This window comes from Clostridium thermobutyricum DSM 4928 (assembly GCF_002050515.1).
In the GTDB taxonomy this organism is placed as follows: Bacteria; Bacillota; Clostridia; order Clostridiales; family Clostridiaceae; genus Clostridium; species Clostridium thermobutyricum.
The window spans coordinates 1-7966 of record NZ_LTAY01000077.1 but is presented as its reverse complement, the minus strand read 5'-3'; the positions used below and the strand labels follow the sequence as shown (position 1 = coordinate 7966).

The window sequence follows — 7966 nt, the reverse complement described above, 5'->3', positions numbered from 1 at the left end:
GATATTATAAACATCTTAGTATTTTTATTTATATTAAATTAGTACTATCTTAGTAACAGGATTTACTTTAGTTACTGTGCTTTTAAGAACATCAGTTAAAATTTTATTTTCTAATTGAAGTTTTTTATTAAATTTACCATAAGTAACTAATCCTGTGCTTGGTACTATAATCATACCATATTCTAAATTATCTTCATTAAGAAGTAAAAAGAAATCTAATTTTGAGGATTTTATAATATCAATATAAAAGTTAAATAAAGTGTCGTTATCTAAATCAGAATTGAATTTTACAAAACCATAAGTTCCTAAAACTCTATCATGTGAATCATTATATAAAGGTTTTTCTTCTATGTTAGAAACTATACCTTTATATTTAGAGGGTAAATTATTTTTAGAATTTAAAAGAATTCCAGCAACAATTATAAGTAATATAAATAAGATAATAAAACAACTCATACTAATCACCTCTTAATACTTATTTTAAATAAAACTAGAAAACGTTTTCTTAGATAGAATAAAATTTCTCTTTTTCTAATTATATCAAATTAAATTAAAAAAGTCCAAAAAATACAAAAGACTGTAGATATATCTACAGTCTTTAATTTATTATTGAGCACTTTGTGTGTTTGTATTATTTTGTGTTGCTTGACTACTTTGTGAAGTTTGAGATTGAGTAGTAGCATCTTGTTTATTATTATCTTTTGAGTTTTTAGTAGTAGAATTTGATGTATTTTCATTTGTTTGGTTTTCGTTGCTAGTTTGATCATTAGTATTTTGAGTATTTGAGTTTTTAGTATTTTCATTTGGCTTATTAGTATTAATTGTAGTATCACTTGAATTAACAACATTTATAGCATTATTATTTACACCACTTTTGCTTTGATCAACAGTTGGAGCAGTATTTTCAACAGCATCTGTATTACCAGTAGTTACAGCATCTTTTCCAATAGTTGAATTATTATTTGTTTGGTTTACAATTCCTCCTTCATCTTTTTTGTTTGTGAATAATCCTTTCACCCAATTTACAAAATTATCAAAATGAACTTGTAAATTATTAAAGAATCCTTTAAGTTGTCCTTGATTTTGAAGAATTTTGTTTGCTTCATCTTGAAGTTTATCTAAAGTTTTCATCATTTCAGATTTATTGTAATTTTGATCAGAAATACTTTGCATTAATTTGTTTAAATCAGCTTCTTGATTAGGTGTAAGAGTAACACCATAATTGTTAGTAACATTATTTATAGTTTGAGCAATTTGACTTTCACTATGTTCACCATTTTGTATAACTTTAGCTTTAACACCACTTACTACAGCAGAGGCTTTAGTTTGTCCAGTATTGCTATCTTGAGCAATTTTTGAAGTTACTTCAAGCTCTTTATTAGCAAGTTCTTTTTTTTCAGGGCTTATTTGTTCTCCAGTTGCTTTTTCAAAGCTTGTCATTATTCCTGTTAAAGCACCAGTACCACTTACTTGGAAAGGAGCAGCAGCAACAACATTGGCATTATAAATACCAGCAGTTGTTAAGGCATTTGAAATCATACTAGCTGTAACATAAGTAAGATTTGCAGTTTTTACATTTATTCCTCCAGATTGAGTTGGTTGAACATATGCACAAGAAATTGTTCTAGTTCCTATTTCAGATTCTGGTAATATTCCTCTAAGTTCTTCTTGTTCTTGTTGATTGTTAATAGTTACTTCTTGATAGCTACCTTTAGGTGCGTTAAAGTAGTTTAACATTTCTTGTTTTTGAGTAGGAGTTAAATTAGCTCCTATTGATATAACATTAAATTGATCAGCGAAAGCCGAGATTCCCATAGTAGAGAAAATAGTTCCTGCTAAAACTAATGTAGCAATTATTTTTTTACTTTTCATTTAATTATTCACCTCTAAATTTAATAAAATAAATTTGATTTCTAAATTTTATTAATTATACCATACTGAATTTAAGAAAACTTTATTTTATTCTTAAGATTATATAAAAAAAATGTAATTAAAATTTAAGAAATTGTAATCTTTAAAATAGAAAATTTTATTTTAAATAAAAATGGATTCTTCAATATTTTGAAGAATCCAAAGTATTTTATCTATTATGAAGTTTATCTAAATAAAAGGCTATTAAAAGTGTTAAAGCAAAATCGTATATTAAAAATACAATTTGGCTTACAACATATAATAAATAAATAGATATTTTAAGATTTAAAACTCCAATAAAGCTTGTAAATATAAAATAGTAAATTATAAGCCCAATATTAAAAAATAGTAGTTTTATTATAAATTCTTTTATTCTATTATTTCTTTTTTCAGCCAAGTGTTTTATTATTCCATATATTCCGAAGAATATTAAATATAAAAATGATATATTTAAAGGAACAAGTAAAAAACTTAAAATAGAAGATCCTATATAAATAGCTATTGAAGTTTTCATATTACATCTCATAAGACCAATAGGAACAAAAAGAGATGTTATTGTAAGTAGTCCCAATGTATTAATAGGAATAAGTGGTGTTAAGTAAAGTATTACAACAGTTAAGGCAATTAATATTCCGCCGGTAGCAATGTTTGATGCTTTACTTTGCATAAATTATCAACTCCCCAAATTAATTAACAGCAACCTATAAAATCGCCACCCATACATTCGCACATAGTGTCTAAACACCAAAGGTCCATACAACAATTACACATATTCATGCCATTTGCACCACTTGTATTATAATATGGATTGCTATAATTACGTTGTCTTTGCATTAGATTATTAAGAGTCTGCCTATACTCAAAATTATTTGGATCCATATTTACAGCTGTTTGAAGATAATTAAGTCCTGAATCATATCTACCTAATGAAATTTGGCAAACTCCCATAAGATAATTCCATTCAGCATTATGGTTACCCATAGAACTTAATCTATCCATAGCCATTTGAATATTTCTAGTTTGAATAAGTCTTCTAATTTCTTGGAATGCATATGCATCATTACCATTAGAATACCCAGAATTATTATAATTTCCATTATTATAACTATTATTATTGTTTGTAGCATTTTTAGTAAGCATATCATATGCCTTATTTATTTCAGTTAATTTTTCATTTGCAAGTTCTTTAAGAGGATTATCAGTAAATTGATCAGGATGATATTTTTTTACTAGAGCCCTGTAAGCTTTTTTAATTTCTTCTTGAGAAGCTCCCTCTTTAAGACCTAAAACCTCATATGGATTCATTATTAAATTCACTACCTTTCATATTACACGTATTATTATTTTTATTTATTATTCTAATATATCTATCCATCATTCCTAATTCAATGATATTTTTAATTATATCATTATTATTATTTAATGGTAGCTTATAGAAAATTTCTCTACAAGTATAAGCACAATTTAAAATATTAAATTCTAATCTGTCCTTTATTTTAGTTAATAATTCATCATAAGAAATATTATCTTTGTTATAAAGATAATTAATAGGATTAAATTTTCCTTTTTCAATATCTTCTTTTAAATCATCAAGAGCATCTATAAGATAAATCCATTTCCCTAAAGCATAGCCAAAGGAATATAAATCTTCTCGTAAATCGAAAGAATCGTTTTTTAGCTTATTAGGATACATCATCATAATATTACCTACTATTTCAGCAAAAGGATGACATATATCATCTATAGAAGAAAAATTTTTTTCTTTTTCTAAAAAAGATAGATCCTTTAAAGATTTTTCTATTTTTTCATTAATAACTTTTATTTTAGATGAAAATTTCTTTTGATAAGGATTTAAAAAGATAAGTGAAGCTTTACTTTTAAAAGTTCTATCATCATTAAAATCATCTAACATTTTATAATAAAAAAGTGAAACATTCATATTAGCAGCATAATCTATAGCAAGACTATTAATTATAGTTGGCTTTTTCTTTACTGGATGCACAAAACATCTAAGCATATCTGCTTCTTCTTTTTCATCAGTTAATGCTTGAAGAAAAAGAGCTAAAAAAGTCATATCATAATTAAGAGACATTCTTGGTATATTACCAAATTGTTTTTTTATAGAAGTACAAAGGCCACAATAATAGCCTCTGAATTTATTAAATTCTCGTATTTTAAGTTCTGATTTTAATGGAGTAACATATCCAAACAATAAAAACACTCCTTTAAGTTAAGTATAAACACATTATACAATAAATAATTGTTAATATGTATAGACATTTGCAGAAAATTGACATTTTGAACAAAGAAAGAAAGTTTTTAATAAAATATTTTTTTATTATTTAATAATTATTATTGACTAATACAAAATATTTATATAATATAATATCATAAAGAATAAAAAACGGAAAATTAAATAAAATACATATTATATAAAATCAGGGAGGAATTAAATATGAAAAAATTTATTTGTACAGTATGTGGATATATATATGAAGGGGAAAAAGCACCAGAAAAATGCCCAGTATGTGGAGTTGGAGCTGATAAATTTAAAGAACAAATTGGAGAAATGGATTGGGCAGATGAACATAAAATTGGTGTAGCACAAGGTGTAGATGAAAAAATAATTGAAGGATTAAGAGCTAACTTTACTGGAGAATGTACAGAAGTTGGAATGTATTTAGCAATGTCAAGACAAGCAGATAGAGAAGGACATCCAGAAGTAGCAGAAGCATATAAAAGAATAGCATTTGAGGAAGCAGAACATGCAGCTAAATTTGCAGAACTTTTAGGAGAAGTAGTTGTAGCTGATACAAAAGCAAACTTACAAGCAAGAGTAGATGCTGAATTCGGAGCTTGTCAAGGTAAAAAAGATTTAGCTACATTAGCTAAACAATTAAATTTAGATGCAATTCATGATACAGTTCATGAAATGTGTAAAGATGAAGCTAGACATGGAAGAGCATTCAAAGGGTTATTAGATAGATATTTTGGAGAGGATAATAATCCAAATGAAGATGATTTTTCATATAAAAAATTTAAAATTGTAAAAAGAGAAGCAGAAAATGATTTAATAACTTCTTTTTATTTTAAAAGAGAAGATGGAACAGAATTAAAAGAGCATAAAGCAGGGCAATTCATATCAATAATGCCAATTAAAGAAGGTGAGCATAAGAGTGAAGTAAGACAATACAGTCTTTCAATGAAGCCAGGAGCTAACTTCTATAGAATAAGTGTTAAAAGAGAAGAAAAAGGGTTAGTATCTAGATATATACATGAAAACTTAAACGTAGGTGATGTAGTAGATTTAACTAATCCACTAGGAGAATTTGTATTAAAAGAAGGAAATGATAAACCATTAGTTTTATTAAGTGGAGGAATTGGTGTAACACCAATGATGTCAATGCTTTATAAAGCAGCAGATTCAAATAGAAAAGTTATATTTGCTCAAGCTGTATTAAATTCAACAGCACATACTTTCAAAAAAGAATTAGAAGAAATAAAGGAAGCTAATTCAAATGTAGAAAGTGCAATATTCTATCAAACACCATTAGAAAGTGATGTATTAGGTGAAGATTATCAATATGAAGGATTTATGTCAAAAGAATGGTTAGAAACATTACCAAGAGATGGAGAATTCTATTTTTGTGGGCCTTTAGGATTTATGAAGCATATATACAATACACTTAAAGGCATGGGAATATCAGATGAAAATATCAATTATGAAATGTTTGGACCATCAGCAGATTTAGCAAACATGTAATAGTATAAAAGTTATATATATAATTAAATGGTTTATTAAATCTTCTTTAGAATTTAATTTCTAAAGAAGATTTTTTTACTATTGCAAAATTTAGTAATAATGATATAATGTTATTAAAAATTAATGAAACAATGTTACGTTGAAAAAGAAAAATTTTAGATTTATTCTAATTTTTTTTGGAATTGAATGTAACAATGTTACGGAGGTTGGCTAAATTGAAAAATGATATGAATATAAATGGAACTGGAACTATAAGTGAAGGAGAATATAATGAAGTATCTATTGCAGGAGTTGGAAGGTTAAAAGGAAATGTGATAGCAAATTCTGTTTCTATATCAGGAACTTGTTCAGGAGAAGGAATTTTAAAATGCAAAGATATAGATATAAGTGGCTATATGCGTTATAAAGGTGAAGTAAATTCTGATGGAAATTTAAATGTAAATGGATATATGAAAATTAAAGAAAATTTATCTTTTAATGAAGCTATTATATCAGGAAGCGTAAAGGCCTGTGAAGGAATTACATTTAATAATGCATTTGTAAGTGGATCTATAAGCAGTAAAAAAAATTGTGAAGGAACAAATTTTAAATGTAATGGAATGATAAATATAAATGGATTATTAAGTGCTGATAATATAAATATTACAATATATAAATCTGCAAATGTTAAAGAAATGGGTGGAGAAAATATTGAGGTAAGAAGTGATAAAAAAATAAATAATATACCGCTTGTAGGAAAGTTTTTCTCTAACAGACTTATTGCTGAAACTATAGAAGGTGATTATGTTTATTTAGAGAATACTAGTGCAAAAAAAGTTTCAGGGAAAACTGTTGTAATAGGTAAAAATTGCAATATTGAAGAAGTTAATTATGAAATTTCATTAGAAGTGAATGATAATAGCAAAGTTAATAAAAGAAATTTTTGTGAAAAAAGAGAGTTAAATTAAATAGATTGGAGATATAAAAATGAATAATATAAAAATAATGGGTGATGGGACTATTGGTAAAGGTGAATTTAATAATATAACTATTATGGGAAATGGTAAATTTTTAGATTCTATTAAAGCTAAAAAAATAAAAATTTTAGGAGAAGCAGAAGCTAGTGAATTTATAGAAACAGATAATTTAACTATTATGGGAGAATTTAAATCTTTAGACAATATAAAAATAAATGAAAAGTTAAGTGTTTCAGGTGATTCTTTATTCAAAAAAAGTGTCGAGGTTGGTGAAATATCAATAAAAGGTGATATTAAAATAAGCAATGATCTAAAAGTGAAAACTACAAATATATATGGAAGTTTAAAAGTAGATAATAATTGTGAAGCAGAAATTTTTAAATGTAAGGGAGAGGCTAATATAAAAGGATTATTAAATTGTGATGTTTTAAATATAGAATTATATAATTCTTGTACTATAAATGAAATAGGAGGTGAGAATATTACTGTAAAAAAACCAAATTTAATAAATTCTATTATGAGAAGAGAGCATAAATTATACAGTAATATAATAGAAGGAGATAACATAAATCTTACTAATGTAGAGTGTAAAATTGTAAGAGGAAAAGATATAGTTATAGGAAAAGGATGCAAAATAGAAAGAGTAGAATGTAGTGGAAATTTAACAATAGATAAGAATAGTGAGGTAAAGTATAAATAATGGAAGAGAAATTAATATCAAAAAAAGAATTACTTCAAATAACTGATATTTCCTATGGACAACTATATAGATGGAAAAGAAAAAAAATAATACCAGAAGAATGGTTTATAAAAAAAAGTGTTAGTACAGGGCAAGAAACTTTTTTCCCAGAAGAAAAAATATTAGAGAGAATAAGAGAGATATTAAGGTTAAAGGATACTGTATCTTTAGATGAACTTTCAGCTATGTTTTCAAATGAAATAAAAAAATGTGAGATTTCAAGAAAATATATTGTGGAAAATATTATTCCTGAATATATTTTAGAAATGTTTGAAAATAAATATAGTAAAAAAGAAAGATATAATAGTGATGAAGTTTTATTTATAGTTATATTTAAGAATATGCTTGAATCAGGAAGCTTTAATTTTGAAGAGATAATATCTTTAATAGAAAAAATAAAAGAAAATTTTTCATTTATAAAAGATAATGAGATATTAATAATAAAAAGAAAATTAGGAGTATTATTTTATTATTTAACAGAACGAGAAGAAGAAATAATAAAAGATGATGAAGCAAAAGTTTTATTAAAATTAAATTTTTTTGAGATAAAAAAATAAAGAAGTAGAATAATGTACAAGAAGCTATTTGGCTTCTTTT

9 protein-coding genes and 1 pseudogene are annotated in these 7966 nt (G+C 25.3%); 5 read left to right on the top strand and 5 right to left on the bottom strand.

All coding sequences use genetic code 11. From position 1 onward, the window contains the following. Positions 1-33: 33 nt before the first annotated feature. From CLTHE_RS13405 to CLTHE_RS13385, 5 genes are all read right to left on the bottom strand, one after another. Positions 34-456 carry a hypothetical protein gene (locus CLTHE_RS13405; RefSeq protein WP_080023902.1) on the bottom strand — a complete coding sequence of 141 codons (423 nt, stop codon included), beginning with the start codon at positions 454-456 and terminating at the stop codon, positions 34-36. A 150-nt stretch (positions 457-606) separates the two neighbouring features. After that, on the bottom strand, positions 607-1872 hold the full coding sequence (locus CLTHE_RS13400; protein WP_080023901.1) for a DUF1002 domain-containing protein: 1266 nt from the start codon (positions 1870-1872) through the stop codon (positions 607-609). Between the two features lie 208 nt (positions 1873-2080). Beyond that, entirely contained in the window at positions 2081-2578 is a 498-nt protein-coding gene (locus tag CLTHE_RS13395; RefSeq protein ID WP_002598140.1) for a hypothetical protein, read from the bottom strand. 23 nt (positions 2579-2601) lie between these two features. Continuing rightward, entirely contained in the window at positions 2602-3216 is a 615-nt protein-coding gene (locus CLTHE_RS13390) for a J domain-containing protein (RefSeq protein WP_080023900.1), read from the bottom strand. Further along, a complete protein-coding gene (locus tag CLTHE_RS13385) occupies positions 3203-4123 on the bottom strand; it encodes a DUF5685 family protein (RefSeq protein ID WP_080023899.1) in 921 nt (306 codons plus the stop codon). Before CLTHE_RS13385 ends, CLTHE_RS13390 begins: the two co-directional genes overlap by 14 nt. A gap of 243 nt (positions 4124-4366) precedes the next feature. On the opposite strand from CLTHE_RS13385, the pseudogene CLTHE_RS17075 reads away from it, so the two are divergent. The 5 genes and pseudogenes from CLTHE_RS17075 to CLTHE_RS13365 all read left to right on the top strand — a co-directional run. Further along, positions 4367-4903 (top strand): annotated as a pseudogene (locus CLTHE_RS17075) (NADH peroxidase); the annotation flags it as partial. A gap of 51 nt (positions 4904-4954) precedes the next feature. Further along, positions 4955-5674: an FAD-binding oxidoreductase gene (locus tag CLTHE_RS17070; protein WP_242830415.1), complete on the top strand. Its 720-nt coding sequence runs from the start codon at positions 4955-4957 to the stop codon at positions 5672-5674. Between the two features lie 215 nt (positions 5675-5889). Beyond that, positions 5890-6621 (top strand): hypothetical protein, encoded by a 732-nt coding sequence (locus CLTHE_RS13375; RefSeq protein ID WP_080023897.1) that lies wholly within the window; start codon positions 5890-5892, stop codon positions 6619-6621. Between the two features lie 19 nt (positions 6622-6640). Further along, positions 6641-7330 carry a hypothetical protein gene (locus tag CLTHE_RS13370; protein WP_080023896.1) on the top strand — a complete coding sequence of 230 codons (690 nt, stop codon included), beginning with the start codon at positions 6641-6643 and terminating at the stop codon, positions 7328-7330. Beyond that, complete coding sequence (locus tag CLTHE_RS13365) at positions 7330-7926, top strand: DUF4004 family protein (protein WP_080023895.1); 597 nt, start codon at positions 7330-7332, stop codon at positions 7924-7926. Before CLTHE_RS13370 ends, CLTHE_RS13365 begins: the two co-directional genes overlap by 1 nt. Positions 7927-7966 lie beyond the last annotated feature (40 nt).